At 59.5% G+C, this 25,540-nt stretch carries 24 protein-coding genes; 13 read left to right on the top strand and 11 right to left on the bottom strand.

Going from position 1 to position 25,540, the window contains the following annotated elements; all coding sequences use genetic code 11:
• Positions 1 to 64: 64 nt before the first annotated feature.
• The gene (rmuC, locus tag IMCC20628_RS18605; RefSeq protein ID WP_047032765.1) at positions 65 to 1,309 is read right to left on the bottom strand and encodes a DNA recombination protein RmuC; all 1,245 of its coding nucleotides are present in this window, start codon (positions 1,307 to 1,309) and stop codon (positions 65 to 67) included.
• 166 nt (positions 1,310 to 1,475) lie between these two features.
• On the opposite strand from rmuC, the gene def reads away from it, so the two are divergent.
• From def to IMCC20628_RS18580, 5 genes are all read left to right on the top strand, one after another.
• Entirely contained in the window at positions 1,476 to 1,994 is a 519-nt protein-coding gene (gene def / locus IMCC20628_RS18600; protein ID WP_047032764.1) for a peptide deformylase, read from the top strand.
• A gap of 65 nt (positions 1,995 to 2,059) precedes the next feature.
• On the top strand, positions 2,060 to 2,998 hold the full coding sequence (fmt, locus tag IMCC20628_RS18595) for a methionyl-tRNA formyltransferase (RefSeq protein ID WP_047031435.1): 939 nt from the start codon (positions 2,060 to 2,062) through the stop codon (positions 2,996 to 2,998).
• The gene (gene truA / locus IMCC20628_RS18590) at positions 2,998 to 3,762 is read left to right on the top strand and encodes a tRNA pseudouridine(38-40) synthase TruA (protein ID WP_047031434.1); all 765 of its coding nucleotides are present in this window, start codon (positions 2,998 to 3,000) and stop codon (positions 3,760 to 3,762) included. The genes fmt and truA overlap by 1 nt, the downstream gene beginning before the upstream one ends.
• A 400-nt stretch (positions 3,763 to 4,162) precedes the next feature.
• On the top strand, positions 4,163 to 8,236 hold the full coding sequence (locus IMCC20628_RS24395; RefSeq protein ID WP_156174575.1) for a PAS domain-containing protein: 4,074 nt from the start codon (positions 4,163 to 4,165) through the stop codon (positions 8,234 to 8,236).
• A 315-nt stretch (positions 8,237 to 8,551) separates the two neighbouring features.
• Positions 8,552 to 10,114, top strand: a complete 1,563-nt coding sequence (locus IMCC20628_RS18580; RefSeq protein ID WP_052766544.1) for a HAMP domain-containing methyl-accepting chemotaxis protein — start codon at positions 8,552 to 8,554, stop codon at positions 10,112 to 10,114.
• Between the two features lie 160 nt (positions 10,115 to 10,274).
• Here IMCC20628_RS18580 and IMCC20628_RS18575 read toward each other — a convergent pair whose 3' ends face one another.
• The 4 genes from IMCC20628_RS18575 to dapD all read right to left on the bottom strand — a co-directional run bounded on the left by IMCC20628_RS18575 (position 10,275) and on the right by dapD (position 13,382).
• A complete protein-coding gene (locus tag IMCC20628_RS18575) occupies positions 10,275 to 10,877 on the bottom strand; it encodes a hypothetical protein (protein ID WP_047031433.1) in 603 nt (200 codons plus the stop codon).
• A 2-nt stretch (positions 10,878 to 10,879) separates the two neighbouring features.
• Positions 10,880 to 12,076 (bottom strand): succinyl-diaminopimelate desuccinylase, encoded by a 1,197-nt coding sequence (gene dapE / locus IMCC20628_RS18570; protein WP_047031432.1) that lies wholly within the window; start codon positions 12,074 to 12,076, stop codon positions 10,880 to 10,882.
• 63 nt (positions 12,077 to 12,139) lie between these two features.
• Positions 12,140 to 12,496 carry a DUF805 domain-containing protein gene (locus IMCC20628_RS24390; protein WP_052766543.1) on the bottom strand — a complete coding sequence of 119 codons (357 nt, stop codon included), beginning with the start codon at positions 12,494 to 12,496 and terminating at the stop codon, positions 12,140 to 12,142.
• Positions 12,497 to 12,527: 31 nt separating this feature from the next.
• Entirely contained in the window at positions 12,528 to 13,382 is an 855-nt protein-coding gene (gene dapD, locus IMCC20628_RS18560) for a 2,3,4,5-tetrahydropyridine-2,6-dicarboxylate N-succinyltransferase (RefSeq protein WP_047031431.1), read from the bottom strand.
• A gap of 148 nt (positions 13,383 to 13,530) precedes the next feature.
• On the opposite strand from dapD, the gene IMCC20628_RS18555 reads away from it, so the two are divergent.
• Positions 13,531 to 14,385 (top strand): LOG family protein, encoded by an 855-nt coding sequence (locus IMCC20628_RS18555; RefSeq protein WP_047031430.1) that lies wholly within the window; start codon positions 13,531 to 13,533, stop codon positions 14,383 to 14,385.
• 55 nt (positions 14,386 to 14,440) lie between these two features.
• Here IMCC20628_RS18555 and IMCC20628_RS18550 read toward each other — a convergent pair whose 3' ends face one another.
• Both IMCC20628_RS18550 and IMCC20628_RS18545 read right to left on the bottom strand, forming a co-directional pair.
• Positions 14,441 to 15,079: a hypothetical protein gene (locus tag IMCC20628_RS18550; RefSeq protein ID WP_047031429.1), complete on the bottom strand. Its 639-nt coding sequence runs from the start codon at positions 15,077 to 15,079 to the stop codon at positions 14,441 to 14,443.
• Positions 15,080 to 15,209: 130 nt separating this feature from the next.
• Positions 15,210 to 15,917: a pyrimidine 5'-nucleotidase gene (locus IMCC20628_RS18545; RefSeq protein ID WP_047032760.1), complete on the bottom strand. Its 708-nt coding sequence runs from the start codon at positions 15,915 to 15,917 to the stop codon at positions 15,210 to 15,212.
• A 101-nt stretch (positions 15,918 to 16,018) separates the two neighbouring features.
• Here IMCC20628_RS18545 and IMCC20628_RS18540 point away from each other — a divergent pair, with 101 nt between their 5' ends.
• The 3 genes from IMCC20628_RS18540 (at position 16,019) to IMCC20628_RS18530 (ending at position 18,861) form a co-directional block, all read left to right on the top strand.
• Positions 16,019 to 16,921, top strand: coding sequence for a DMT family transporter (locus tag IMCC20628_RS18540; protein WP_047031428.1), 903 nt, complete (start codon positions 16,019 to 16,021; stop codon positions 16,919 to 16,921).
• 83 nt (positions 16,922 to 17,004) lie between these two features.
• Positions 17,005 to 18,318, top strand: coding sequence for an alpha/beta hydrolase (locus IMCC20628_RS18535; RefSeq protein WP_047031427.1), 1,314 nt, complete (start codon positions 17,005 to 17,007; stop codon positions 18,316 to 18,318).
• A 30-nt stretch (positions 18,319 to 18,348) separates the two neighbouring features.
• The gene (locus IMCC20628_RS18530) at positions 18,349 to 18,861 is read left to right on the top strand and encodes a methylated-DNA--[protein]-cysteine S-methyltransferase (RefSeq protein WP_245307822.1); all 513 of its coding nucleotides are present in this window, start codon (positions 18,349 to 18,351) and stop codon (positions 18,859 to 18,861) included.
• 27 nt (positions 18,862 to 18,888) lie between these two features.
• Here IMCC20628_RS18530 and argB read toward each other — a convergent pair whose 3' ends face one another.
• Positions 18,889 to 19,785: an acetylglutamate kinase gene (gene argB, locus IMCC20628_RS18525; protein ID WP_047031426.1), complete on the bottom strand. Its 897-nt coding sequence runs from the start codon at positions 19,783 to 19,785 to the stop codon at positions 18,889 to 18,891.
• 176 nt (positions 19,786 to 19,961) lie between these two features.
• Here argB and IMCC20628_RS18520 point away from each other — a divergent pair, with 176 nt between their 5' ends.
• From IMCC20628_RS18520 to msrB, 4 genes are all read left to right on the top strand, one after another.
• On the top strand, positions 19,962 to 20,501 hold the full coding sequence (locus IMCC20628_RS18520) for a sigma-70 family RNA polymerase sigma factor (RefSeq protein ID WP_047032758.1): 540 nt from the start codon (positions 19,962 to 19,964) through the stop codon (positions 20,499 to 20,501).
• Positions 20,498 to 21,199: an anti-sigma factor gene (locus IMCC20628_RS18515; RefSeq protein WP_047031425.1), complete on the top strand. Its 702-nt coding sequence runs from the start codon at positions 20,498 to 20,500 to the stop codon at positions 21,197 to 21,199. Before IMCC20628_RS18520 ends, IMCC20628_RS18515 begins: the two co-directional genes overlap by 4 nt.
• A 124-nt stretch (positions 21,200 to 21,323) precedes the next feature.
• Positions 21,324 to 21,890, top strand: a complete 567-nt coding sequence (locus IMCC20628_RS18510) for a fasciclin domain-containing protein (RefSeq protein WP_047031424.1) — start codon at positions 21,324 to 21,326, stop codon at positions 21,888 to 21,890.
• 187 nt (positions 21,891 to 22,077) lie between these two features.
• Entirely contained in the window at positions 22,078 to 22,584 is a 507-nt protein-coding gene (gene msrB / locus IMCC20628_RS18505; RefSeq protein ID WP_047031423.1) for a peptide-methionine (R)-S-oxide reductase MsrB, read from the top strand.
• A 15-nt stretch (positions 22,585 to 22,599) separates the two neighbouring features.
• Here the strand turns inward: msrB and yihA are convergent, their stop codons facing one another.
• Genes yihA through rnpA form a run of 3 tightly spaced genes read right to left on the bottom strand, consistent with a single transcriptional unit; the run spans position 22,600 to position 25,533 of the window.
• Positions 22,600 to 23,277 carry a ribosome biogenesis GTP-binding protein YihA/YsxC gene (gene yihA / locus IMCC20628_RS18500; protein WP_197078340.1) on the bottom strand — a complete coding sequence of 226 codons (678 nt, stop codon included), beginning with the start codon at positions 23,275 to 23,277 and terminating at the stop codon, positions 22,600 to 22,602.
• Positions 23,278 to 23,296: 19 nt separating this feature from the next.
• Positions 23,297 to 25,105 carry a membrane protein insertase YidC gene (gene yidC, locus IMCC20628_RS18495; protein ID WP_047031422.1) on the bottom strand — a complete coding sequence of 603 codons (1,809 nt, stop codon included), beginning with the start codon at positions 25,103 to 25,105 and terminating at the stop codon, positions 23,297 to 23,299.
• Positions 25,105 to 25,533 (bottom strand): ribonuclease P protein component, encoded by a 429-nt coding sequence (gene rnpA, locus IMCC20628_RS18490; protein WP_047032756.1) that lies wholly within the window; start codon positions 25,531 to 25,533, stop codon positions 25,105 to 25,107. The genes yidC and rnpA overlap by 1 nt, the downstream gene beginning before the upstream one ends.
• Positions 25,534 to 25,540: the final 7 nt, after the last annotated feature.

Below are 25,540 nucleotides of genomic sequence, written 5' to 3'. Positions count from 1 at the left end.
TCACGTCACACGACAAGTGGAGGCAGCGCAACGCAAAAATTGAGTTTACCTTCAATCGGACCGATCAGCCTTGGGGCGCATCGTCGTCGACCACCCTGAGCTTCAGTGTCGAGGATCGCGGTTCAAATTTCGGGTTCTGCTGCGCTGTGGAGGCCTTTTCACCGGACGGCTGATCTGCGACCGCCTGTTTGGCATCATCGGCCAACTGGGCGAATTCCAGCGCCTCGATCTTGGCGCCGCGCCGGGTCAGCTTGTCCGACGAAGTCAGGATCAGGTCCACATCCTTCTGCGCCATGGAGAAGTGCGCCTGCAATTTGCGGGTCCGGTCATCCAGTCGCGATAGGTCTTCCATCAGCCGCAGCACCTCGCCCTGGATCAGATGCGCCTGCTCGCGCATGCGGGCATCCTTGAGCAGCGCCTGGATCACCTGGATCGACAGCATCAGCAGCGAGGGCGAAACGATCACCACGCGGGCCCGCTGTGCCTTGTGCACGATGGCCTCGAATTTCTCGTGGATTTCGGCGAAAATCGATTCCGACGGCACGAACAGGAACGCCGTATCCTGGGTTTCCCCGACGATCAGGTATTTTTCCGAAATGTCGCGGATATGCACCTCGATATCGCGGCGGAAACGCTGCTGCGCGTTTTGCAGGGCGGCCGGGTCGCCGTCGGAACTGGCCTCTGCCTCGCGGATGGCATTCCAGGCTTCCAGCGGAAATTTAGCGTCGATGACCAGATCCGGCGCACCATTCGGCATGGCGATGGTGCAATCGGGCCGCATGCCGTTTGACAGTGTCGGCTGAAAGCTGAAGGCGCCGAACGGCAGCCCGTCCTGAATGATGGTTTCCATCCGCGATTGCCCGAAGGCGCCGCGGGTCTGCTTGTTGGACAGGATCGCCTGAAGCCCGACGACATCGCGGGCCAGCGACTGGATATTGTTTTGCGCCGTGTCGATCACCGCCAGCCGTTCCTGCAATTTTGTCAGGTTTTCGTGGGTCGATTTGGTCTGCTCGGTGATCGAACTGCCCAGCCGCTGGGTCATGCCGTCAAGACGCTGGCCGATCGACTGGTTGAGCTCGGCCTGACGGGCGCCGAACAACTCGGCCATCGTGCCCATGCGGCCCTGCATTTCCGATTGCGCCTTGAGGATGTCAGCCAGCCGTGCCTCGGCCTGCACCGCACGCGCCGAGGCATCAGCTTCCGCCTGGGCGCGCCTGCGGCCGGCGCGCATAAGTCCCAAAGCCAGCCAGATGCCAAGCAGCAGCACCAGCACAAGGGCCGCCAGCAGGGTTTGGCCCAGCGTGACCATCTGGCCATTGAACTCAAAAAACGGGGTCGAAAAGAGCGCGGCACCTGTCTGCATGACCAACGCCTAGCTGATTCTCAGTCATTTGTCAGATCAAAACGGGAACATGGTGCTCGGCTGTTGCGCGGGACTGATTGACGCCGCGCGTATCAATGACTATTTCAACGCCATGACCATCAAGCCTATCATTTATCTGCCCGATCCCATTCTGCGCCAGCAAAGCCTGGCGGTGGAGCGCTTTGACGCCGAGCTCGAAAACTTTGTCGAGGACATGATCGAGACCATGTATGACGCGCCGGGCATTGGCCTGGCCGCGATCCAGGTCGGCGTGCCGCGGCGCATGCTGGTGATCGATGTTGCCGGCAAGGACGAAGAGCCCAACCCGCAGGTGTTCATCAACCCTGAACTGGTGGCAAGCGGCGATGGCATCAGCGTCTATGAAGAGGGCTGCCTGTCGATCCCGGATTTCTACGCCGAGGTCGAACGGCCCGAGAAGGTCACGGTCAAGCATCTCGACCGCCAGGGCAAGCAGCGCGTGACCGAGGCCGATGGCCTGCTCGCCACCTGCCTGCAGCACGAGATCGACCATCTCAACGGCGTGCTGTTCATCGACCATATCTCCAAGCTCAAACGCGATATGGTGGTGCGCAAGTTCACCAAGCTCGCCAAAACGCGCGTCACCGCCTGAGTTTATCCGGTAAGGTAACCGCAACGCTGCAGTACGCCCGCTGCCTACGTGTTTGAGGAACTGTCATGCGCATTATCTTTATGGGAACGCCGGATTATGCGGCGCCGACACTTGAGGCGCTGCACGCGGCTGGGCACGAGATCGTCGCGGTCTATTCGCAACCGCCGCGACCTGCCGGACGGCGCGGGCTGGAAGTGTTGCCGTCGCCGGTGCATCGCACCGCCGACGGGCTGGGCATTCCGGTGTTCACGCCCAAGAGCCTCAAGAGTGAAGAAGAGCAACTGGCTTTCCGGGCGCTCAATGCCGATGCGGCGGTTGTTGTCGCCTATGGTCTGATCCTGCCCAAAGCCATTCTTGACGCGCCGCGGCTTGGCGCCTGGAACGGCCATGCGTCGCTGTTGCCGCGCTGGCGTGGTGCGGCGCCGATCCAGCGCGCCATCATGGCCGGCGACACAGAGACCGGCGTGATGATCATGAAAATGGACGAAGGCCTCGACACCGGCGCGGTGGCGCTGACCCAAACCGTAAAGATCACGCCCACCATGACCACCGGCGAACTGCACGATTGCCTCGCCGATGTGACCGCACAGATGATGGTGGAGGCAATGGCGCGCCTGCAAACCGAAGGCCTGCCGGTCACGCAGCAAGCAGACGTTGGCGTGACCTATGCGGCCATGATCAGCAAGGCGGAAACCAGGGTCGATTTTACCCAAACTGCGGAAAAGGTTCACAATCATGTGCGTGGACTGGCGCCGTCGCCGGGGGCCTGGTTCGAGTTGAAGACCGATGATCGCGCTGAGCGCATCAAACTGCTGGCGACTGGCTATTTGGATGATGCCTCATCGGGCGCCTCCCCCGGAACAGTGCTCGATGACCAGCTGAAAATTGCCTGTGGCAAGGGCACGTTGCGGCTTCTCACCCTACAGAAGGCCGGTGGCAAGCTGCTTCAGGCCGACGACTTTTTGCGCGGAACTGCAATTGCCTCCGGCACGGTGATCGGCTGATGCCACGCTACCGGCTCGAGATCGAATATGACGGCACCGGCTATGCCGGATGGCAGCGGCAGGACAATCACCACTCGATCCAGCAGGCACTTGAAACCGCCTTCAAGAAATTCTGCGGTGAAACCGTCGTCGTGCGCGGCGCCGGACGAACCGATGCAGGCGTGCATGCGCTGGGACAGGTCGGCCATGTAGATCTCGAAAAGCTTTGGCCCGATGACACCGTGCGCGATGCCGTCAACGCCTATTTGCTGGCGGCCGGGGAACGGGTGGCGATCCTTGCCGCACGTAAGGTAGATGATGGCTTCGATGCCCGGTTCTCCGCCATCAAACGGCATTATATCTACCGCATCATCTGCCGCCGCACGCCGCTGGTGATCGAGCGGAACCGGGCACTGTGGTCGTCCAAGAGCCTTGATGCCGCGGCCATGCATGAGGCGGCGCAATGCCTGGTCGGGCGGCATGATTTCACCACCTTCCGGTCAACAAATTGCCAGGCGAACTCGCCGGTGCGCAATCTTGACAGTCTCGATGTGGTCACCGGCGCGACCGAAGGCCTGATCGAAATTCATGCCTCGGCACGCAGTTTCCTGCACAACCAGATTCGCTCTTTCGCCGGTACCCTGCGACTGGTGGGAGCGGGCAAATGGTCCACCGCCGATGTCGCGGCGGCGCTCGAGGCGAGGGACCGCAAGGCCTGCGGCCCGGTGGCGGCCCCGGAGGGATTGTATTTTCGCGCGGTCGACTACCCTGAGACAGACGCATAGTCCACGGATCCGACAGAATTCCAGCGGTAAGCCTAGAAATCGAATTTCTCTGCCATATTTGCAACAGTTCAGCGGTCTACCAGCGAGATGAAAGGCAGCCAGTGCAGGATATGGCAAGCGGGATGTTTGCCGTGATTGGGTATTGCAGGGTCGTAACCCGACAATTTCTAGTAGATTTAGTACTATTCTCGTTTTCCCTGTCCACTAGGATGGCATCACGATGCCAGGGTGCATGAACGCACTATGGTCTAGCGAGGACTGTTGCGGATGTGCCGGATAGACGCGGCACGGACACTTGACCGCAACCTTGCACGAACGCCTCGCTGGCCCGGCGCCGCCCTCCCGGCGGCTTTTCCCCAAATTGAATTCGAGGACGTTGGAATTGGTGGATATACTGGAATTGGCTCCGACGGATAAGGCACTCGCCGAGGATAAACGGCTCAAGGCGCTTCGAAACCTAGGCGTTCTCGATACCGCGCCGGAGGTTGAGTTTGATGCTCTGGTGCGCGCGGCGGCGCTGGTCTGCGGTACACCGATTTCGCTTATAACCCTGGTAGAACAGGACCGGCAATGGTTCAAGGCGAACTATGGCCTGTCCGGCGTTACCGAGACATCCAGAGACATATCGTTTTGCGCCCATGCGATCTATGTTGAAGGGCTGATGGAAGTCGAGGACGCCAGCCTCGACGCCCGATTTGCCGGCAACCCGATGGTAACTGGAGGTCCCGAGGTCAGGTTCTATGCGGGGGTTCCCCTGTCGCTTGCCAGTGGCCAGAATGTCGGCACACTCTGTGTCATTGACGACAAGCCGCGCACACTGACGCCGCATCAACGTGAAATCCTGACGCATCTGGCCTGTGCGGCGACACGTGCCCTTGAATCCCGGATAGCACTGGCCCGTGAACATGATCTGCTCGTGGTCCAGTCCAGAGCCGCCTCGATCATAAACAACAGCGTTGATGCGATTGTAACCGTTGGTCTGGATGGCATCATCCAGCTGTGGAACGCAGCCGCGGAAGAGATGTTTGGCTATCGGACAGAGCAGGCGATAGGCCAGCCACACAGTCTTGTTCTGGTCCCCGGAACCGGCGAAGACTGGCGTCAAGGAGGCACCCACGAAACCTGCAGGCAGACCAGGCGCGGAACGATCCTTCCTGTTTCCGTTTCCTCCGGCCCGGTTTTTTCGGAAACCGGTGAGATCATTGGCAGGACAGAGATCATACGCGACATCAGCGATAGCGTGTCAGTCAAACGCAAACTGATCCAAGAGCGTCAACGGTTTCAATATATAATCGAGGCGACGGAGGCCGGCACATGGGAGTGGAATTTCCAGACCGGTGAAGCGCGTTTCAACGAACGCTGGGCCGAGATCATGGGTTACACGCTTGAAGAGCTGGCGCCGGTTTCGATGCAGACCTGGAAGGATCTCGTTCATCCTGATGACCTCGAGAAGGCCAACAGGATGCTTCATGAGCACTTTGACGGCAAGATCGGGGTTTACAAGATCGAAGTCCGCGCCCGCCACAAGGATGGCCATTGGGTGTGGCTGCTTGATCGTGGCAAGGTCTTCACCCGCACCGATGACGGCAAGCCCGAGTGGATGTTCGGCACCCAGCAGGACATTACCGAGCGCAAACTGCAGCAAGATCAACTGCGCGCGAGCGAGACGTTTCTCGACCGGACCGGGCGAGCCGTCGGCGTTGGCGGTTGGCAGATTGACCTGGCAAGCGGCAAGATCGTCTTTTCTGACGAGACTTGCCGCATTCATGGTGTCGAGCCTAGCTATGTTCCACACCTCGATGAAGCGATCAATTTCTATGCGCCGGAAGCCCGGCCATCCGTTCAGGCGGCGGTGCAAAAGAGCATGGAAACCGGCGAAGGCTGGGATTTCGAACTTCCGTTCATTAAGGCCGGGGGGGAGCGCATCTGGGTTCGTGCGGTGGGGACCGCCGAGTTCGAAGGTGACAGGCCTGTTCGTCTCAGCGGCGCGTTTCAGGATATATCCGATCAGGTGGAGCAACGCATAGCGCTCGAACGCCTCAGGGACCGGCAACTAGCAGCGACCGAAAACGGTCAGATCGGCATATGGGATGCTGATCTGACAACCGCGACAACGCACTATTCGGACATGTGGTGCGGTCTTCTCGGCTACACCCGAGAGGAGGTTGGCGATTCTCCGGAAATCTGGCTTGAATTTGTCCATCCGACCGACAAGGAGAGATTGAGAACCGCAGATCACGATCACATCGCAGACAAGACGCCGTTTTTCGAGGAGCAGTTCCGGATGCTTCACAAGGACGGAAGCTGGATATGGATCCTTGATCGCGGCAGGGTGATTGCCAGAGATGAGGATGGCAAGCCGACGCGCATGATCGGGACCCATATCGACATCACCAAGCAGAAGCAGGCCGAACAGCAGCAATTCCTGCTTGCCGAGAGGATCAAGGTGGCAACCGACAGCGGCGGTATCGGCATCTGGGATTATGATCTCGCCGAAGACGTGCTGATCTGGGATGAATGGATGTATCGCCTTTATGCTGTCCCTGAGCGCGAAGGCGAAAGGGCGTCGGAAATCTGGCGCCAGCACGTTCACCCCGACGATATAGACCGTGTCGAGCGCGCGCTTCGACAGGCGATTGTGGAAGGCGTGCCTCTGGAAGAAGAACACAGGATTATCCATCCTGATCAATCCGTCCATCACATCAGGATATCAGCCAAGGTGGTTGTCGATCCGGCTGGCAAATCCACCCGATTGATCGGCGCCGTCTGGGATGTCACGCACACCCGCCAGATGGCGCTTGAGCTGCAGGAACAGCACGAGTTGTTGCGTGTGACCCTGCATTCGATCGGTGACGCGGTGATGACGACAGACGCTGACGGCAACGTGGAATGGCTTAACCCCGTGGCAGAAAGGATGACTGGCTGGACCACTGCTGAAGCGAAGGGGCGGCCAAGCCACATCGTTTTCAATATCGTCCACGAAGAAACAGGCCAAAGCGCCCAGGACCCGATCAAGGGTTGCCTTCAAGTGACCGATGTTGTGGGCCTTGATCACGATACGATGCTGATCGCGCGTGACGGACGGGAGTTCAGTATTGAGGATTCCGCTGCCCCGATCCGCAATTCCGACGGCGGCATTCTTGGTGTGGTTCTCGTTTTCCATGATGTCAGCGAGCAACGCCGCATGTCGCGCGAGATGCGGCATCGCGCCACCCATGATCCCCTGACGGGCCTTATCAACCGGGCCGAATTCGACAGACGTCTGACCAACGTGTTTGAAAAAGCGCAGCTTGAGGACGCCCCCAATGCGCTTCTCTATATCGATCTGGACCAGTTCAAGATCGTCAATGATTCCTGTGGACATGCCGTCGGCGATATCCTTCTCAAGCAGGTCAGCAAACTGATTTCCGAAACCGTCCGCTCCGGCGACACGCTCGCCCGGTTGGGGGGCGATGAATTCGCGGTTCTCCTGGAGCAGTGCTCGATCGAGAACGCCACCAGGATCGCCCAGAAGATGTGCGACAGGATGAGCGACTTCCGGTTTGTCCATGACGGGAAGAGGTTTCGTGTCGGCACCAGTATCGGCCTGGTTCCCGTGGACGCGACGATGCCGAGTGTTGCCTCCATCCTTCAGGCTGCCGACAGCGCTTGTTATGCGGCAAAGGAGGCAGGCCGCAATCGCGTGCAGGTTTGGGCCGACAGCGACAAGGCCATGGCTGCCAGATCGGGCCAAATGCGCTGGGCGTCGCGTATCGAGCGCGCGTTGGACGAGGACGGATTCGTGCTCTTCGTGCAGGATATCCGGCCGGTTTCCGGTCCGGTTGCCGGGCGCCACGCTGAATTGCTGATCAGAATGAAAAATGACGATGGAAGTCTGATCCAGCCTGGTGCTTTCCTTCCTGCGGCCGAGCGATTCAACCTCGCATCCCGCATCGACCGGTGGGTTCTTTCCCATGCGATCGACTGGGTCGCCAGCAGGGCGAACGCGCCGGGACTTGAGGTGATCAGCATAAATCTCTCGGGCCAATCGGTCGGAGATAGATCGTTTCACGTCAATGCGATTGCCATGCTCGAGGCGGCCGGGGAGGAGGTCTGCAGCCGGCTTTGTTTCGAAATAACCGAGACGGCCGCGATAACCAATCTTGCCGATGCGACGTCCTTCATCGACCAGGTCAGAAAGATAAAGGTGCGCGTGGCTCTCGATGATTTCGGCGCCGGAGCCTCTTCCTTTGGTTACCTCAAGCGTTTTCCCGTCGACTATCTGAAGATCGACGGCCAGTTCATACGGGATCTCATCGATGACCCGTTGAATGACGCAACGGTGCGTTGCTTTGTGGAGGTTGCCCGCGTTCTGGGGATCAAGACCGTCGCCGAATATGTCGGCAATGACGCGGTGTTGTCGAAGCTCGCGGAAATCGGTGTCGACTACGCCCAAGGGTTCCATCTCCACAAGCCGGAACCTTTGTTGTCGTGAATGTACAGGCCTGAGGCAGCACGACTGGTGAACATCGGTTGTGTCGTGAACGGTCCAGGTTCAAGCAAAGCAACATCGGCGGTTCCCTCGGAAAAACTCAGAGGAGATGAGTTCAGGTTGCTGGCTAAATGCACCGGGTGAGTGTTTTTACCCAAGAACTGGTCGTCCGTTTTTAACTCAAATGCAACTCAAACATACGACTTCTCAGGTTGCCAGAAACCGTGGTTTTTCATGGCTTCCATGAAGCCGGTTCCGGAAGTCCCGTGTGTTTCGGGGCCATGACGGCACGATATTGTTTTGAGTTCAGGACCTTCCATGTTGCTTTTCAAAAGATGGCCAATTGCTGCAATCCTGCTGACGATCCTATCGATTGGCGCAGCCGGCATTGCCAGCCGTCAGATAGGTGCCGGAACTGATGTAAGTCGTGAGATCATGCGCGGCATATTTATGGGCCTGGGGATGCTGCTGCTGGCCGTGCTGGTGGCGGGGTTCTGGGCTTCCCGCGCGATGACCAGAAAGATGGCCGCGCTCGCCGCCAACATGCGCCAACTGGCTGAAGGCGACACAAGCTTCGATCCCGACGGTGAAAACCGAACTGACGAGATCGGCGATCTGGCGCGTTCGGTTACAGCCTGCCGCGATGCAGCCATTGAGAGCAATCACCAGCAGCTTCAGGCCGACGAGAGCCGGGCGCAGAGCGCGCGCATGCTGGAGCAGCAGGACACTGCCGCCGCCGAGGAAACCCGGCGCAAGCTGGCGGCGGTTGATGCCTTGGCCCTCGGTTTGCGGCGTGTGACCGAAGGCAACTTTTCCTGCAGTCTCGATAAGCCGTTTTCCCCGGAACTTGAGAGCCTGCGGATGGATTTCAATGCATTGGTGGATCGGTTTGCCGGTACACTGTCCGAGGTGAACGCCAATGTGGTGTCGATCAATGAAGATACCGCCGAGCTGCGCGCAGCGGCCGACGATCTGTCGCAGCGCACCAGTTCACAGGCTGCGACGCTTGAACAGGCTTCGGCCGCGCTCGACGAGATCACCGCCACGGTCAGGAATACATCCGAGCGGGCGGACGAAGCAAAAAACAAGGCCAGCGAAGCCAAGCTGTCCACCGACAAGTCCGGCGAGGTGGTGACCGAAGCGCTCAACGCCATGGTGCGGATCGAAGATGCCTCTGACGAGATCTCCCAGATCATCAATGTCATTGACGAGATTGCATTCCAGACCAATTTGCTGGCGCTCAACGCCGGAGTTGAGGCTGCCCGGGCCGGAGATGCGGGTCGCGGATTTGCGGTAGTCGCCCATGAGGTGAGGGAACTCGCCAAGCGTGCGGCTTCGTCTGCCAAGGAAATCAAGGTGCTGATCCGGAAGTCCGGAGATGAGGTCAAGACCGGCGTCTCGCTGGTCCGTCAGGCCGGGAATGCACTTGGCTCGATCGCAGATCATGTCTGCGATATCAACCACCAGATCAATTCTATCGCCACCGCCGCGCGCGAACAGTCGGGTGGATTGTCCGAGGTCAACTCCGCCGTCAACCAGATGGACTGCATGACCCAGCAAAATGCAGCGATGGTGGAACAAACCAACGCACTCACTCTCAGGCTTTCCAGCGGCGCGGCGTCGCTCGACGGGCTTGTGCGTCAATTTATGCAGCGCGGCGCACCACCAGCTTTCGTTGCGGCACAGAGCCCACTGGCAACACGATCCGGCCCGGTCACTGCAGCCGGCAGACCGACGTGGCGTCCAGAGGCTTCAACCGTGCAATCAACCCCTTCCGGTTCGCCCGCCCGCCATTTGGTCAAAACTGTTGCCCATGCCTTTGGCGCAGGCAGCTTCGCCAATGCACAGGTGGCGTCACAAGACGATTGGGAGGAGTTTTGATCCAGATAGTGCTGGCTGCGCAACTGGTTCGGAACGGCTTGAGATCATTCCTGTCGACAATCAGATCTGCTATCCCGATCTGGACGTTTTGCTCTCAGGCGAAACACAACGAGCGGCCTGGCTATATTCAGGCTGTCATATGTAGATGACGCCGTCGGGATCAGTTTTCGAGCGCGGTGAAGGCCAGTTCGGAAATGGTCAGTCCGGTCATCACCATCATCAGGGAAATGAAAATCGAGATCATCAAATCGCCACCCAGACTGATCCTGATCACCCGGAAATAGAGCCAGATAACCGCCACATAGACCGCCAGCGAAATAAAGGCGTTGGCAGTATCGGACACAGGGGTCAGATAGCGCAGTGCTGCGGGGAAAAAACCGATATAGGCAGACATCAGCCCGAACCAGTTGTTGACCACCACCAGCCTGGAGAATTTGCCGGAAAGTCCGAAGACCTGGCAGACTGCCAACAGCAGAATAGCGGGAAGCACCCACGCAAACACGTCGAAACTTGTCGAGATGAAAAAGAATCTGAGAATCTCGCCCAGACCCTCGGGCCGGGTTTCCGGCATTGCGCGCCACAGGCCCGTCCACAAAAAGCACTGGACCGGCCAGGTCCAGAAAAAAGCACCGAACGACCGCCAGAACCCGTCCGGAGACGCATCGAACAGCCGCAACCCTTCCGGACGCCCGAGGATCAGGTAGAACAATCCGGCAAGCGACCTGCCGGCTTCCTGACGCGAGGGGACGATGTCACTGGCCAAGATCAGCGCTCCGCGGGCCTGGAGAACCAGCGATCGAGGAACAGCTCGTAAATGCCGGTCAGGCTCTCGAGATCGTTAAGCGCGACACGTTCATCGACCATATGCATGGTTTTCCCGACAAGCCCGAACTCGACGACCGGGCAATAATTCTTGATGAACCGGGCATCCGAGGTGCCACCGGTGGTCGATAGTCTGGGCGTCCGGCCTGTCGCCTCCGTCACCGCTGCCGAGAGCGCATCGATCAGTGCAGTGTCGCGCGTTAGGAACGAGGGCGAGGACCGGCCATCGAACTCGACTGTGTAGCGCACCGGATCGCGTCCGGGCCGCAATCCATCATCCTTGCAAGCCTGCTCCAGTCGCCCGACGAGTTCGGCAGCCAGGCTTTCAGCACTCCACATGTCATTGAAACGGATGTTGAACCGTGCGCTTGCCCGTGAAGGAATGACATTGGTCGCCTTGTTGCCTGTGTCGATGCTGGTGATTTCCAGGTTGGACGGGGGAAACCGCTCATTGCCGGCATCAAGCGGTGGTGCCATCAGTGCACCCGCCAGCGTCAGCATGCCGCGCACAGGATTGTCGGCCAGATGCGGATAGGCGACATGGCCCTGCACACCCTCGACGGTCAGCGTTCCCGACAGCGAGCCCCGTCGCCCGATCTTGATCATGTCGCCCATCTGGTCCGGATTGGTCGGCTCGCCGACGATGGCCGCATCCCATTGCTCGCCCTTCGCTTTGGCATAGGCCAGAAGCTTTTCCGTGCCATTGATCGAGGGGCCTTCTTCATCACCGGTAATCAGCAATGACACGGAGCCATTCGGCACGCCCTTTCGCTCGATCAGCCGCGCCAAGGCCGAGACGAAGCAGGCAATGCCACCTTTCATGTCGACCGCGCCGCGGCCATACATTTCGCCATCAATGATCTGCGCTGCAAACGGGTCCTGCGTCCAGGCTCCTGCGTCACCCACCGGCACAACATCAGTGTGCCCGGCAAACATCAGATGCGGTCCTTGAGTTCCCAGCCGGGAATAGAGATTGTCCACATCCGGCGTGCCGGCGTCGGTGAATGTCACCCGTTCATTGGAAAAACCGAGTTCGATCAGCATGGTGCTGAGAGCTGCCAGGGCGCCGCCATCTTCGGGCGTCACCGAGGGACATCGGATCAGGGCGGCAAGTGTGTGTGTCGGATCAGTGAGTTTCATGCTTCGTGATTAGACGATTGGCCCGATACTGTCGACTGTCTACGGCAGCCGAAAACGCACCGGTCAGTACCCCGGACGATCAGGTACCGGTCCATGCCGGTTCGGTCCCTTGTTGGACGGCCAAAGCATGATCACGAGCAGAATGAAGAACGACGCTGCAGGAATGACCAGAACTGCGACCAGAATGGCCGGCAGGCCAGCGTCGTGCAGCCGTTTGATGCTCATCACCGCGATCGACCAGGCCGCCGGCAAAAAAGTGAAGATGATGCCGAAGCCGGCAATGGTCATGGCGCCGCTGTCGGGAACGGCCCGAACGGCTGCTGTCACCGGAATGGCCAGTACGAAGACCCAGAACAGCATGGCCCAGGCATAGGTGCGGCGCGACAGCCGTCCGGAAACGCTGAACAGAAGCCAGCGCATGCCTGATCCTGGCCGCCGCGCCATGGTTGAGCTAGTCCCTGAGCAGTTCGTTGATGCCGGTCTTCGAGCGTGTCTGTGCATCCACGGTCTTGACGATCACTGCGCAATAGAGATTGGGCGCGGCTGCACCATTGCCCATGGTGCCCGCTGTCGGCATCGAACCGGCCACGACCACGGAGTAGGGCGGGATCTCGCCATAGCTGATCTCACCGGTCATCCGGTTGACGATGCGGGTCGACTTTCCGATGTAGACGCCCATGCCGAGAACCGAGCCTTCGCGCACGATGCAGCCTTCGACCACTTCCGAACGCGCCCCGATGAAGCAATTATCCTCGATGATTGTCGGTCCGGCCTGCAAAGGCTCAAGTACGCCGCCGATACCGACGCCGCCCGACAGATGCACATTCTTGCCGATCTGGGCGCAGGAGCCGACAGTGGCCCAGCCGTCAACCATCGTGCCTTCATCGACATAGGCGCCGAGATTGACGAAGGACGGCATCAGCACGACGTTCTTGCCGATGAACGCGCCGCGCCGCACGATCGAACCGGGAACCGCGCGAAAGCCTGCGCGTTCGAATTCATTGGCTGTCCAGCCGTCGAACTTTGAGGATACCTTGTCCCACCAGACCGCATCTCCGGGGCCGCCCTTGATCACTTCCATCGGGTTGAGCCGGAATGACAACAACACGGCTTTCTTGAGCCACTGGTTGACGGTCCATGTGCCATCCTCGCTTCGTTCCGCGACCCGTGCCGTTCCGCGGTCAAGCAGGTTGAGCGACTCGTTGACCGCATCGCGAACTGCGCCACGGGTTGCGGTGGAGATGGTGTCACGGTCGTCAAATGCGGCTTCGATCGTGCTGGCGAGGGCTACCAAGTCATGGTTCATCGTGGCGATTCCTTAAGGTTCAACGTCTAGTGTGGGCGGACATCAGCATAAGGAGCCGGTCCGCCAGCGCCGTTGCACATCTCCTAAGCGAGGCGGGGCGCGGGGTCAATTCCGCAGCGGTAGCCAACATCAGAACGGGACTTTGAATATGAATGCGAAACGAACCGACCAGGTATGGGATCCGCTGGCCGATAGCCGACAGGACAAGCTCCGCGCAGATCGTCAACCCAAGACCCCGCAAAGCGCATCACCAGCCTATCGGTTAGCCTATGCCGACGAGGATTTTCTGTGCCGCGAAGAGCTGCGGCCGATTCGTCTGCAGCTTGAATTGCTCAAGCCGGAAATGCTGCTGATGGAGGCGGGGATCCGGTCGACTGTGGTGATGTTCGGTGGTGCCCGCATTCCCGAACCGGGCAAGGAACCCTGGGCTGCCAAGAACGAGATCCAGGCCAAGAATCTGACGGCCGCCGCCCGCTACTACGAGGAAGCGCGCGCGTTTGCACGGCTGTGCTCAACCCACTCGCTGGCGACCAAGGGGCAGGAATATGTCGTCTGCACAGGCGGCGGACCGGGAGTGATGGAAGCCGGAAACCGTGGCGCCCACGATGTCGGCGCAGCCTCGATCGGTCTCAACGTCGTGCTGCCGCATGAACAGGCGCCCAACGCCTATGTAACGCCGGAACTGAGTCTGAATTTTCACTACTTTGCCATTCGCAAGATGCATTTTTTGATGCGTGCCAAGGCCATCGCCATTTTTCCCGGCGGCTTCGGAACCATGGATGAACTGTTCGAATCGCTGACCTTGATCCAGACCGGCCGCATGGAGCATGTTCCGCTGATCCTGTTCGGGTCGGAGTTCTGGAACTCCATCGTCGATTTTCAGGCCTTGGCCGATTTCGGCACCATATCGCCGGATGATCTGGGGCTGCTCAATTTTGTCGACACCGCCGATGAAGCCTGGTCGATCATCGCCAACCATTACGAAATCACCCCTTTGACATAAAAAACCAGGCCGGGGACATCACGGCCTGGTTTGCTTTACACAGTCATCTGCAGGTTCAGTTGTTATCGGCGCCGGCGCGATAAAAATCGGTCACGTCGATCTTCTTGTCGCCATTACGGTCAAAGCGTTCGAACATCTTGCTGTCGACGGAGGCGAACTCCTCGAGGCTGATTTCGCCGTTCTTGTCGGTGTCGAGGCGCTCAAGCTTCATGCCGCCGCGGTGGTCGCCCTTGCCTTCGCCATGGCGCTTGCCGTCCTTGTTGCCGTGGCCTTTTCCGTCATGCTTGCCGGCCATCCGTCCATCACGGTCGCCATGCTTGCCCATCTTGCCGTCGCGGTCACCATGCTTGGCCATCTTGCCGTCACGGTCGCCGTCTTTCATGTCCTTGCGTTCGGCGCGGCGCTCTTCGCGGTTCTGGTCGCGCATTTCCTTGCGCATGTCGCCAAAAGCCTTGAGCTCGTCCTGGCTCAGCGAGCCGGAACTGTCGGTGTCGGCGCTTTCGAACATTGCCTGGCGGTGGGCGGAAACCTCTTCGAGATCGACGGCGCCGTCACGATTGGCGTCAAAACGTTCCATCAGGCGCTCAATGCGCGGGCCGCGTTCATGACCTTCGCGCTGCGAGGCAGCCATGGCCGGAAAGGCGACGGAGGCGATCAGGGCGGCAGTGAGTGTGGCGAGAATTGTCTTTTTCATGGGGTAGTCCTTTTCTTGGGGTTGCGTTGCCTTCCTCCCCAATGTGGCCACTCCGGTTGCTGATCACCACTTAAAGCCCTGTAATGTAGATTAAAATTTGGAAAGGTTGCGAACCTGCCCGAAAGCCTGGTCAGGCCACCGCCCTTGCCAGAAACCCCGTGAGATCATCGGTGATGTGGTCGATATGATCGCCGTCCTTGCCCTCATGCTCCCAGACCTCGTCGAGAACAACATCGAGATTGTTGGGCACGATCAGCACCGTCCGCATACCCAGTGCATGCGGCGCCAGCAAATTGCGCGGCAGGTCCTCAAACATCGCCGCCTTGTCCTTGTGCACGCCATGTTTGCTCAAGAACCGGTCATAGGTTTCGGCCGCCGGCTTAGGCATTAGGTCTGCCGCGACAATGTCAAAGATATCGTCGAAATGATCGAGGATGCCGAGTGCTCGTGCTGTCCGCTCGGCATGCGGCGTATCTCCATTGGTGAAAATGAACTTGCGGCCCGGCAAAGCCCTGATCGCTTCGCCAAGCGCCAGATCGGGCTTCACCCAGGAATAATCGATGTCATGCACCTTTTCGAGAAAATCGTTGGGGTCAACGCCATGATGCAACATCAGGCCTTGCAGCGTGGTGCCGTGCTCCCGGTAATATTTTTTCTGGATGCCACGCGCGGCGTCATGGTCGAGCGCCAGCAGGGTGCGGACATACTCGGTCATCTTCTTGTCGATCTGCGAAAACAGGTCGGTGTGACGCGGGTACAGCGTGTTGTCGAGGTCAAACACCCATTCGGTGACATGGGCGAATTCGGCTGGATCGGGCAATCTTGATTTTTCTGTCATGACAACGTTATGGCACGCGCGGGCAGGAAAAAAAGGGCGCTGATAACTCAACCCGGAATAATCTGTGGCAAATGCACCCTGCCGCATGCTACCCGGCCAGCATGGAAACCTGGATCCTCATCACCATTGCCGCGGCGTTCTTGCAAAACATCCGTTCAGTTTTGCAAAAGCACCTCAAGGGGGTGATGGGGACTACCGGAGCCACCTTCGTGCGCTTCGGATTCGGTGTTCCTTTCGCGCTTCTTTTCGTGGCTCTGCTTGCCTTTGGCATGGACTATCCTGTGCCCCGGCTCAACATGCATTTCGCCGGTTGGGTAACGCTTGCGGCGCTGGCGCAGATTACAGCCCAGGCATTGCTGATCCAGATGTTCAGCCATCGCAATTTCACCGTCGGCACCGCCTATTCGCGCACCGAACCGGCGCAGGCGGCCCTGTTCGGTCTGATTTTCCTTGGTGACCGGGTCAGCGGTGGCACCCTGATAGCCATCGCCATCAGCCTCGTCGGCGTGGTGCTGATATCTGTCGCCCGCTCTGCCTCCGGCGCATCAGCACTGCTGCGATCGGTGTTCTCCCGAACAGCCGGGCTTGGTCTGGCATCAGGCGCCATCTTCGGTGTCTCTGCGGTGAGTTATCGCGCTGCATCGCTTTCGCTGAACGGTCCGAATTTCATGATGCAGGCGGCTGTCACGCTGCTGTCGGCGATCCTGCTGCAAACCGTGATCATGCTTATCTGGATGTGGTTCAGGTCGCCGGGAGAACTGGCCCGCATCCGCGCGGCCTGGAAAATTGCCGCTTTGGTCGGGCTGGTTGGCGCCACCGCTTCATTCGGCTGGTTCATGGCGATGACGCTTCAAACCGCGGCCGCGGTCAAGGCTTTGGCGCAAGTGGAAATGATATTCACCTTCGCATCGTCGGTGCTGATTTTCCGCGAACACGTCAACAAGCTCGAAATTTTCGGCTGTGTCTTCATCGTGGCGGGCATAATTGTGCTATTGTTGGTCTGACCCGGGCAAGTTTGCCGGCGCCTCGAAGCCGTTCCCGAAACGCCAACCCGAACGGAATGCCTATGCCTGTTTGGCCCCTCTCAATGACCAGATTTCTGCATAGGACGCGACCGATCGTGGTGCATGCCGGAATGGTTTCGCTTGGTCTGGTGCTGTCCGGTTGCCTCGGCAGCGCGCCTGAAGGGGTGCTCACCCCGGTCACCCAGACTGCACCGAATGCGACAGAGATTTCGATCATGGTCGCGACAACGCGAGCGCCGGCGGATAACCCGGGTCTGCTCTATAGTGGTGAGCGCGGCGATGTCATCGACTTCAACGAATTGGTGGTTTCCATTCCGCCGGACGTCGGGCGCAAGATCGGCGAAGTGCAATGGCCGAAGAAACTGCCGCCCGATCCAACCCGCGAGTTCGCCACGCTGTCGGCACACCGGTTTACCTCCGTCGAGGATGTGAGGGCGTGGTATCTGCAGCACAAGTCGCCAACCGGGCGGTTGCTGATTTTCGTGCATGGTTTCAATACGCGCTATGAAAGTGCGGTCTACCGGTTTGCCCAGATTGCCCACGACAGCAAGACCGACGCCACGCCGGTGATGTTCACCTGGCCGTCGCGTGGCTCTGTGTTCGACTACGGCTATGACAAGGAAAGCACAAACTATTCCCGCTCGGCACTGGAGGCGCTGTTGACAGGCGCGTCATCGGCCCCGGAAATCAAGGATGTCACCATACTGGCACATTCGATGGGCACCTGGCTGACAATGGAGTCGCTGCGCCAGATGGCAATCCGCAACGATGGCGTAGCTTCCAAGATCAGCAACGTCATCCTGGCGTCACCAGATCTTGATATCGATGTCTTCCGGCAGCAATTGGCCGACATGGGGCCGAAGCGACCGAAATTCACCGTGTTTGTGTCCAAGGATGATCGCGCACTGACGCTGTCGCGCCGGATTTCCGGCAATGTCGACCGGCTCGGCCAGATCGACATCAGCAATCCGGCCTATCGCGACGAGTTCGAGCGGGGCGGGATCACCATCCTTGATCTTTCCGCGTTGCAGGTTGGCGATCGCCTCAACCATTCAAAATTCGCCGAAAGTCCGGAAGTCGTGAAACTGCTGGGCCAGCGGCTGATCGATGGTCAGGAAGTCACCGATCAGGACCTGGGTCTTGGCGCTGAACTGGGCGCCACGGCGATGTCGGTTTCAAACACTGTCGGCTCGGCCGCCGGCATGGCGATCTCCGCGCCGATCGCCATTCTTGACCCCAAGGCACGCGGTACATTTGATGCCCAGTCCAGGCGGTTTGGCAAGGGCCTTGGCGACAGCATCCTGGGTGTTGCGCCTGGTTTGGTCGGCATATCTACACGCCCGCGGCGGTGCAACCCGACGCGCGAAGACTGCTGACGGATTCGCATGACTTCGGGAGGGTCAGCAGTGTCCGAACAGTGCCCGCAACAATCCGTGCTGTGGCTCGACACGCCGATAGGCCCGATGCGGGCGGTCGCCGATGAGACCCATCTGCTTGGCCTGGAATTTCACGATCAGCGTCCGGACCCTGAACAGTCGGGCGACACCGGTCTTAGCCCGCCGCTGGTCCAGATCGAGGCCGAGCTGAAGGCTTATTTCGCCGGCGACAGCGCTGAGTTTCGCACGCCGTTGAGAACAGGCGGCAATGAGCTCGAGCGCAAGGTCTGGACGCGGCTGATGCAGGTGCCGCTCGGCGAAACCTGTTCCTATGGTGATATCGCCCGCGACACTGGCAGCATTGATGCGGTGCGCGTGGTTGCCAGATATTGCGGCACCAATCCGATCCCGGTGGTCATTCCCTGTCACCGCTGCATCGGCTCTGACGGATCGTTGACCGGCTTCGGCGGTGGGTTGTGGCGCAAGAAATGGCTTTTGCGGCATGAGGGCCGGATGCGGCCGGTGGGGCTGTTCGCGCTCTGAGCCGGAAATGCTTGCCGTCGGGTCGCCTCAGGGAACCAGCAAGGTTCCCGCGCCATGCGCCGTGAACAGCTCCAGAAGCACCGCGTGCGGTGTCTTGCCGTTGAGGATGACCACGCCCTTGACGCCGCGATCGATCGCTTCGATGCAGGTTTCGACTTTCGGGATCATGCCGCCCGAGATCGTCCCGTCGGCAATCAGCGCGCGCGCCTGGCTTACGGTGAGCTCATCAATCAGCTTCTTGTCCTTGTCGAGCACTCCCGGCACGTCGGTCAGGAACAACAGCCGTGAGGCTTCCACAGCGCCGGCAATGGCGCCGGCAAATGTGTCGGCATTGATGTTGTAGGTGTGGCCGTCGCGCCCCGGCGCCACCGGCGCCAGCACCGGAATCATTTCGGATTTGGCAAGAAGATCGAGAAGCGTGCGATCTACCTCCACCGGTTCGCCGACAAAGCCCAGATCGAGCACGCGTTCGATGTTGGAATCCGGATCGGTGAAGGTCTTGTGCGCCTTTTCGGCATAGACCATGTTGCCGTCCTTGCCGCACAACCCGATGGCCCATTCGCCCTCGGCATTGATCAGCGCAACGATTTCCTTGTTGATCGACCCGGCCAGAACCATCTCGACAATCTCGACGGTTTGTTCGTCGGTAACCCGCAAACCGCCTTCGAACTTGGACTCAATGCCCATCTTGGCCAGCATGGCGCCAATCTGCGGGCCGCCGCCATGCACCACGATCGGGTTGACGCCCGATTGCTTGAGCAGCGCAATGTCCTGGGCAAACGCCTTGCCGAGTGCCGCGTCGCCCATGGCGTGGCCGCCGTATTTGACCACCACGGTCTTGTTCTCGTAGCGCTGCATATAGGGCAGCGCCTCGGCGAGCAGGCGCGCCTGTGTTGCAGCGTCGTTGCTTGTGGTATCAGGCATTGGCGTGGCGTCCCGGTTTGGCGTAAGCGCTGGAAGCAAAAGGTCCGGCGCTGTTTAGCGGCAATCGGTCCCGGCATCAATGACGACGACATCCAATTGGCGGATTTTGCCGTATAGGGGTTGAACAGCGCAAAAACTGATATCGAGACCGGATGAGCAGAGAAGCCGACCCCGCCATGAGCCAAGATGATCTACCCGGACTGATCGCGCGCACCGCGCTCGGTGACAGCGCCGCGTTTTCGATGCTTTATTCGCAGACAAGCGCGAAACTTTTTGGCGTTTCCCTACGTATCCTTAAAGACAGGGCCCAGGCAGAAGACGCGGTTCAAGAGGTTTATGTCCGCATATGGCGCCGTGCCGGCAGTTTTCGGGTAGGCCAGGCCTCCGCCATGGCGTGGCTGGTGACGATTGCCCGCAACCAGGCGATTGATATGATCCGCGTCCGCCAGCCCGCGACGCTGGAGTATGACGACGCACCTGAAGTCGCCGATCCCGGGATGGATCCAGAGGCCAGTGCGGTGCTGGGTGGCGAAAGCCGGCGTATCGAGGGCTGCCTCGGGGAGCTTGAAGCGAACAAGGCTGCTGCGGTTGTTGCGGCCTATATGGAAGGGTTGAGTTATCAGGAGCTGGCGGAGCACAATGCCGTCCCGCTCAACACCATGCGAACCTGGCTGCGGCGCAGCCTGTTGAAACTGAGAGAGTGCCTGAACCGATGACCACTGGTCCTCACCATTCTGACGACGTTGCCCTGGCGGGCGAATACGTGCTTGGCGTGCTGCCGCTTGCCGAGCGTCGCAAGGTCGAAGAGCGTATGGCCCGCGACAGCGATTTCGCCACGCTTGTGACCTCCTGGCAGGCGGATCTTTCACATCTTGATGATGCGTACCAACCTGAACCCGCGCCCCAGGGCGTCAAGGCCCGAATCGACGCCCGCCTGTTTGCCGACACTGCCAAACCGGGCAGCGGTCTTTGGGGGTCACTTGTGTTCTGGCGTGGCTTGGCCTTCGCGGCGGTTGCCGTGGCTGCGGCAGTGGGAATCTTCGGTACGGACCTTCCAGGCGGCACTGTCCCGGCCACGGGGCCGGCGCTGGTCGCCGAGCTTGGCGCCCCCGGCAGCGCCATCGGCCTGATCGCCGCGCTTGATCCATCCGATGGCGCCTTTACCATCACACCGGCGGCATTTTCTCCCGATGATGGCAAGTCGCTTGAATTGTGGCTTGTGCCGGGCGAGGGTGCTGCGGTGTCTCTCGGACTGGTTCCCGCTGATGGCGGACGGCTGGTGCTCGACCAGGGATTGGTCCAGCAGATATCTGACGGGGCCTTGCTCGCCGTCAGTCTTGAGCCGCTTGGTGGGTCACCCACCGGAGTGGCAACCGGTCCTGTGGTGCTCTCTGGTGCACTGTCAAAAAAATAATCCGATTGTCTGAAACTTATTCCGAAAAGTTCTCGTCTTCCTCTTTAACCGCCGCAAAACAATTGCGGCGGGTGATCAAAGGTCCGGATGATCCGGCCTGAAACCACAAACAAGAGGTTGTCCCATGAAAACCGTTCTTCGTTCCATCGCCGCCACTGCTGTTCTTCTTGCAGGCGTCAGCCTGTCCCATGCCGCAAGCCACGGCGGAAACAAGATGGTCGGCGGCGCCGAAATGTTCCCCGACAAGAACATCGTCGAAAACGCCGTGAATTCCGCTGATCACACCACTCTGGTTGCAGCCGTCAAGGCAGCAGGCCTTGTCGATACACTGTCGGGTGAAGGGCCGTTCACGGTTTTCGCCCCGACCAACGATGCCTTTGCCGCTCTGCCGGAAGGCACAGTCGACACTCTGCTGAAGCCAGAAAACAAGGGCCAGCTGACCAAGATCCTGACCTGCCATGTTGTCGCAGCTGACGCCATGTCGGATGCGATCATGAAGATGGTTGACGATGACGGCGGCGTCCACCCGGTCAAGACCGTTGGCGGCTGCATGCTCAACATCTCCTACGAAGGCGACAAGGTGATGGTCACCGACGAAACCGGCGCAGTGGCCAATGTCACCATCGCCGATGTCGATCAGTCCAACGGCGTCATTCACGTCATCGACAAGGTTCTTCTGCCCAAGGGCTGAACCGAAAAAATCTGAACCTTAACCGGGTTCGGTCGCGCCGATGCCTCCAAGAGCACCATACACGGCGCGCCTTGACAGTCCCCCGCCCTCTTCTTTGGCGGGGGACTGCTCACGGGCAATTGAAAACATGTGCTTGGTCTTTTCACGCTGGCCCGCCTAGATTTCAATCAACGCAAGGAGACACGTCATGTCAACGAAAACAGAAATCAGCCGCCGCGCGCTTTTGACTGCCGGAGTTGCCGGTGTCGCCCTGACCGTGTTTGGACGCCGCACGCCGGCAAGGGCCTCTGAGGGCACGTTCGAATTCACGCTGAGTGATGCGGAATGGAAGGCGAAACTGACGCCAAGGCAGTTTGACGTATTGCGTGAAGAGGACACGGAACGGGCGTTCTCAAGCCCGCTCAACGAGGAAAAGCGCAAGGGCATGTTCCACTGTGCCGGTTGCGATCTGCCCGCCTATTCGTCCGAAGCCAAATATGACAGCGGTACCGGTTGGCCGAGCTTCTGGAAATCCGAAGAAGATGCTGTGCGGACCAAGGAAGACAGATCGCTGTTTTCGACCCGCACCGAAGTCCATTGCCGCCGCTGCGGCGGTCACTTTGGTCACATTTTCGATGATGGGCCGGCACCGACCGGAAAACGCCATTGTCTCAACGGCCTGGCGCTCGACTTCAAACCCGCCGAAAACGCCTGAGCAGACAGTGGGCCATTACAGCGTAATGGCCAGCGCGATCGCGATTCTGAGTTCGGCAATGCCCTCGCGCTTTTCCGATGAAGTGGCCAGCACTTCCGGGAAAGCCGCTGGCCGCTTTTTGATCGCTGCCAGCGTTTCGCTGATCAGCCGGGGCACGCCGGCTTCCTTGATCTTGTCGGTCTTGGTCAGCACCAACTGGTAGGACATGGCTGCCTTGTCGAGCAGATCCATCACCGCTTCATCATTCTTTTTAACGCCGTGGCGGCTGTCAATCAGCAGATAGACCCGCTTCAGCGTTGACCGGCCGCGCATGTAATCAAACACCAGCGCGGTCCACAGGTCGACCTGATCCTTGGGCGCCTTGGCGTAGCCGTAACCGGGCATGTCGACAAACGCCATTGGCGGCATGTCAGCTTCATCACCGGCATAGCCTTCAGGCACGAAATAGTTCAGTTCCTGGGTTCGGCCAGGTGTATTCGATGTCCGCGCCAATCCATTGACGCCGACAAGCGCGTTGATCAACGAGGATTTGCCAACATTGGAGCGGCCGGCAAAGGCGATCTCCGGCGGACCTTCCGGCGGCAGGAACTTGAGCGACGGAACGCCACGGATGAACACGAACGGCTTGGTAAACAGCGTCGCCGAAAGTTCTCTTGCGGCCTGCATTGCCGGGTCTGCGGACAGTGTGCTCATCGCTCCGGCCTCCGGCCGCTCAGGTCTTTGTGGGCTTGGGTTTGAACAATGCGACGAGATTGTCCCAAAGTTCGATCTTGGCGCCCTGGCGCTTCATGATGATACCCTGCTGGGTCACAGAAAGCGTGTTGTTCCAGGCCCAGTAGATCACCAGACCGGCCGGGAACGTCGCCAGCATGAAGGTGAAGACCACCGGCATCCAGGTGAAGATCATCGCCTGGGTCGGGTCCGGAGGCGTCGGGTTCATGCGCATCTGCAGGAACATTGTGATGCCCATGATCAATGGCCAGACGCCGATCATCAGGAACGACGGCACATCATAGGGCAACAGGCCGAACAGGTTGAACAGCGAGGTCGGGTCGGGTGCCGACAGATCCTGGATCCAGCCGAAGAACGGCGCATGCCGCATTTCGATGGTGACGTAGAGCACCTTGTAGAGCGAGAAGAACACCGGGATCTGCAACAGCACCGGCCAGCAGCCGGCGACCGGGTTGATCTTCTCTTTCTTGTAGAGCTCCATCATGCCCTGCTGCAGCGCCATCTTGTCGTCGGCATGCTTGGCCTTGAGCTCTTCGAGCTTGGGCTGAACCTTCTTCATGTTGGCCATCGACACATAGGACTTGTTGGCCAGCGGGAAGAAGATCAGCTTGACGATCACCGTGGTGACCAGAATCGCGACTCCGAAATTGCCGAACACCTTGAACAGCGAATCGATCAGCCAGAACATCGGCTTGGTCAGGAAGTAGAACCAACCCCAGTCGATCATCAGATCGAAATTGAGAATGTTGTGCTCTTCCTGGTAGCCGGCGATGACCGGCACTTCCTTGGCGCCGGCAAATACCAGCGTCTTCGAGGTCACGCTGCTGCCGGGCGCGATCGCCTGGGCATCGGTCTTGAAGTCCGACTGATAGCGGGCGCGGCCATCGGTGAAATGGGCAAAACGGGTTTCAAATCCTGCATCCTGCGGCGGCACAACTGCTGCTGCCCAGTATTTGTCGGTGATTCCCATCCAGCCCGCGGTTGCCTTGCCATGGGCGATGATCGGGGTGTCCTCGACATCGGAATAATCGACTTCCTGCAGGCCTTCTTCGCCGATGACGCCGATCAGGCCCTCATGCAGCACATAGATGCCTTGGGTCTTGGGCTTGAAGAACCGCGTGACCCTGCCGTATCCGGCAACCGAAGCAGTGGCATCGCCGGAGTTGGCGATCGTGTCTTCGAAGCTGAACAGATAATGTTCATCGACCGAGATGATGCGGGTAAACAGAAGGCCGGCGCCATTGTCATAGGTCAGAGTTACCGGACTGGAAGGTGTCAGAACCTGGCCCGATGCCGCGGTCCAAACAGTATCAGGTCCGGGCGCGGGACCCGACTGCGCGTCTGCGATGAAGCCGACCTCGGCGAAATAGCCATTGGCGAGGGCTGCCGGGCTGAACAAGGTGATGTTCGGGCTCGAATCATCGATCGTCTCACGATATTCATTGAGCAGCAGATCGTCGATCCGCGCTCCGGTGAGGTTGATCGATCCTCGTAGGGACGGTGTATCGATACTGATCCGTGCCGTCTGTGCGATCGTTTGTTCGCGCGACAAGCCGGCAGCAGGCGCTACGGCCGCCGCGACATCGCCACCGGGCGCTGATCCGCTGACTGTGCCCGGGGTTCCGCTGTCAGTTGTGGTTGCTGGCGCCTGGGCAGCCTGCTGGGCCTGCACGGCTTCGGCAGCCACGCGTTCCCGTTCGATTTTTGGGCTCACATAGAGGAATTGCCAGCCGACAAGGACAAGCACCGACATGAGGATTGCGACGAAATAGTTGCGATTGGTTTCCATCACTCATTCCTGATGGCCGGGCTCGGAGTGCCTGGCGTTCTGATGTTGTCCTGTGCGCCGGAACTTTGCCCGGCGCGGGCTTGTCGGGGCCGTGTCAGGCTGCCGCTTTCACCGACCCGTTCGGTCAGCGCGGCGACGAGCTTGTCAAACGGCGCGGCCAGCGTATCCCGGCGTGCGACCACCACATAGTCATGTCCAGGCTTGAATGGAACCCCCGCCATGAGACGGACGGCCTCCCTTAGCCGGCGGCGCATTCTGTTGCGCTCCACCGAGTTGCCCTGTTTTTTGGTAACCGTAAAGCCGATTCGGGGGGCTTGGTCAGGTTTGCCCCTGTCGAGGCTCTCCAGCAAAAAATAGGGTCCGCGCAGACGCTTGCCTTTTTGCACAGCAAGAAATTCCGGCCGGGTTTTAAGCCGTCCGGGTTTCATGATGGTT

It is taken from the genome of Hoeflea sp. IMCC20628 (assembly GCF_001011155.1).
Classification (GTDB): domain Bacteria; phylum Pseudomonadota; class Alphaproteobacteria; order Rhizobiales; family Rhizobiaceae; genus Hoeflea.
The sequence above is the reverse complement of the archived record's forward strand: the minus strand, read 5'-3'. Positions and strand labels throughout refer to the sequence as shown.

What these genes read in the sequence shown, in the direction of transcription:
- rmuC (WP_047032765.1), bottom strand. Translation starts at nt 1,309, where the DNA reads ATGGTCACGCTGGGCCAAACCCTGCTGGCGGCCCTTGTGCTGGTGCTG.
- def (WP_047032764.1), top strand. Translation starts at nt 1,476, where the DNA reads ATGACCATCAAGCCTATCATTTATCTGCCCGATCCCATTCTGCGCCAG.
- fmt (WP_047031435.1), top strand. Translation starts at nt 2,060, where the DNA reads ATGCGCATTATCTTTATGGGAACGCCGGATTATGCGGCGCCGACACTT.
- truA (WP_047031434.1), top strand. Translation starts at nt 2,998, where the DNA reads ATGCCACGCTACCGGCTCGAGATCGAATATGACGGCACCGGCTATGCC.
- IMCC20628_RS18580 (WP_052766544.1), top strand. Translation starts at nt 8,552, where the DNA reads ATGTTGCTTTTCAAAAGATGGCCAATTGCTGCAATCCTGCTGACGATC.
- dapE (WP_047031432.1), bottom strand. Translation starts at nt 12,076, where the DNA reads ATGAAACTCACTGATCCGACACACACACTTGCCGCCCTGATCCGATGT.
- IMCC20628_RS24390 (WP_052766543.1), bottom strand. Translation starts at nt 12,496, where the DNA reads ATGCGCTGGCTTCTGTTCAGCGTTTCCGGACGGCTGTCGCGCCGCACC.
- dapD (WP_047031431.1), bottom strand. Translation starts at nt 13,382, where the DNA reads ATGAACCATGACTTGGTAGCCCTCGCCAGCACGATCGAAGCCGCATTT.
- IMCC20628_RS18555 (WP_047031430.1), top strand. Translation starts at nt 13,531, where the DNA reads ATGAATGCGAAACGAACCGACCAGGTATGGGATCCGCTGGCCGATAGC.
- IMCC20628_RS18550 (WP_047031429.1), bottom strand. Translation starts at nt 15,079, where the DNA reads ATGAAAAAGACAATTCTCGCCACACTCACTGCCGCCCTGATCGCCTCC.
- IMCC20628_RS18545 (WP_047032760.1), bottom strand. Translation starts at nt 15,917, where the DNA reads ATGACAGAAAAATCAAGATTGCCCGATCCAGCCGAATTCGCCCATGTC.
- IMCC20628_RS18540 (WP_047031428.1), top strand. Translation starts at nt 16,019, where the DNA reads ATGGAAACCTGGATCCTCATCACCATTGCCGCGGCGTTCTTGCAAAAC.
- IMCC20628_RS18535 (WP_047031427.1), top strand. Translation starts at nt 17,005, where the DNA reads ATGACCAGATTTCTGCATAGGACGCGACCGATCGTGGTGCATGCCGGA.
- argB (WP_047031426.1), bottom strand. Translation starts at nt 19,785, where the DNA reads ATGCCTGATACCACAAGCAACGACGCTGCAACACAGGCGCGCCTGCTC.
- IMCC20628_RS18520 (WP_047032758.1), top strand. Translation starts at nt 19,962, where the DNA reads ATGAGCCAAGATGATCTACCCGGACTGATCGCGCGCACCGCGCTCGGT.
- IMCC20628_RS18515 (WP_047031425.1), top strand. Translation starts at nt 20,498, where the DNA reads ATGACCACTGGTCCTCACCATTCTGACGACGTTGCCCTGGCGGGCGAA.
- IMCC20628_RS18510 (WP_047031424.1), top strand. Translation starts at nt 21,324, where the DNA reads ATGAAAACCGTTCTTCGTTCCATCGCCGCCACTGCTGTTCTTCTTGCA.
- msrB (WP_047031423.1), top strand. Translation starts at nt 22,078, where the DNA reads ATGTCAACGAAAACAGAAATCAGCCGCCGCGCGCTTTTGACTGCCGGA.
- yihA (WP_197078340.1), bottom strand. Translation starts at nt 23,277, where the DNA reads ATGAGCACACTGTCCGCAGACCCGGCAATGCAGGCCGCAAGAGAACTT.
- yidC (WP_047031422.1), bottom strand. Translation starts at nt 25,105, where the DNA reads ATGGAAACCAATCGCAACTATTTCGTCGCAATCCTCATGTCGGTGCTT.
- rnpA (WP_047032756.1), bottom strand. Translation starts at nt 25,533, where the DNA reads ATGAAACCCGGACGGCTTAAAACCCGGCCGGAATTTCTTGCTGTGCAA.